Here is a 1608-nt window from a genome sequence, read left to right on the forward strand (position 1 = left end):
GCCCTCCGCGGCCCTCGCGCTCCTGCTGGCCGAGGCCGCCGCCGCGGCGGCCCTGGGCCTTCGGGCCGAGCAGGTCTGGCCCCTCTTCCCGGTCACCGGCCTGCTGGTCGCTGCCGTCGCGGCCACACGGACGCCCCGCGCCGGTCTCGCCGCCGCCTTCGCCACGGTCGCCGTCCAGGAGACGGTCCTCCAGGTGGACCTCTTCCGGGACGGCGGCCGGGGCCGCGTACTGGCCCCCGGCTTCCTCGGCCTGACGGCATGCCTGGCCCTTCTCGTCCTGCTGGCCTGGCTGACCGGCACGTACGTACGCCAGCGGCGCGCGTACGGCGAGGCGCTGCGCGCCCACGTGGCAGCCCAGGCGGTCACGGCCGAACGGCTGCGCATAGCCCGCGAACTCCACGACATGGTCGCGCACAGCATCGGGGTGATTGCCATCCAGGCCGGCGCCGGGAGCCGGGTGATCGACAGCAAACCGGAGCGTGCGCGCGGCGCGCTCACCGCCATCGAGACCACCAGCCGCGAGACGCTGCGCGGACTACGGACCATGCTCGACGTCCTGCGCACTGCGGAGCCGGGACCGGCGTCGGCCGCCGAGGCCGAGCCGTCCTCCGGTCTCGCCGACCTCGACCGGCTGGTCGCGACGACGGCGCATGCAGGAGTGCAGGTGGAGGTGAGGCACGGCGGGGAACGACGTGGACTGGCCGAAGCCGTTGACCGGTCCGCGTTCCGCATCATCCAGGAGTCCGTGACCAACGTGGTGCGTCACGCGGACGCCCGGCACTGCCGGGTGACGGTCGACTGGCGCCCCCACGACCTGTCCGTCGAGATCGTCGACGACGGCCCTGGCCACCCGGACACCGGCCGCCCCCGGGATGCCGCCGGAACCGGGACCGGCTACGGGGTCCGCGGCATGCGGGAGCGGGTCGCCCTCCTCGACGGCGACTTCACCGCCGGGCCGCGTCCGGAGGGCGGTTACCGGGTCGCTGCCCGCTTCCCCCTACCCCCCACCGAGGCGCCATGACCACGATCCGCGTCCTCCTCGCCGACGACCAGCCGCTGGTCCGCACCGGCCTGCGCATGGTCATCGACAGCACACCCGGCATCGACGTCGTCGGCGAGGCCGAGACCGGCGCCCAGGCCGTCGCCCTGGCCAGGGAACTCGCCCCCGACATCGTGGTCATGGACATCCGCATGCCCGGAATGGACGGCATCGAGGCCACGCAGATGATCACCGCCGAGTCCCCGGAGGCCCGGGTCGTCGTCCTCACCACCTTCGACACCGACAGCCACGTCCACGCTTCCCTGCGAGCCGGAGCGAGCGGCTTCCTCGTCAAGGACATGGATCTCGACGGGTTCCTCACCGCCATCCGGGTCGTCGCCGCCGGCGACGCCTTGATCGCGCCCGGCGTCACCCGCCGCCTCATCGCGGAGTTCGCCGGCCGTCCCGTACCCGCCCCGCCCGCGCCGGAACTCGCCGCCATCACCACGCGAGAACGCGAGGTGCTCACTCTCGTCGGCCGTGGCCTGTCCAACGCCGAACTCGCGACCCACCTCCACATCAGCCCCGGCACCGCCAAGGCTCACGTCGCGAGTCTGCTGTCCAAGCTG

Annotated in this window: 2 protein-coding genes; both read left to right on the top strand. The window is 73.6% G+C overall.

Annotated elements, in window-relative coordinates:
• Positions 1-1021, top strand: a 1021-nt coding sequence (locus tag VIU94_RS28085) for a sensor histidine kinase (protein ID WP_331915375.1), incomplete at its 5' end; no start/stop codon positions are given.
• The coding region (locus VIU94_RS28090) for a response regulator transcription factor (RefSeq protein WP_331915377.1) at positions 1018-1608 on the top strand (591 nt) is incomplete at its 3' end. The genes VIU94_RS28085 and VIU94_RS28090, both read left to right, overlap by 4 nt.

The organism is Streptomyces sp. (assembly GCF_036566765.1).
GTDB lineage: Bacteria > Actinomycetota > Actinomycetes > Streptomycetales > Streptomycetaceae > Streptomyces.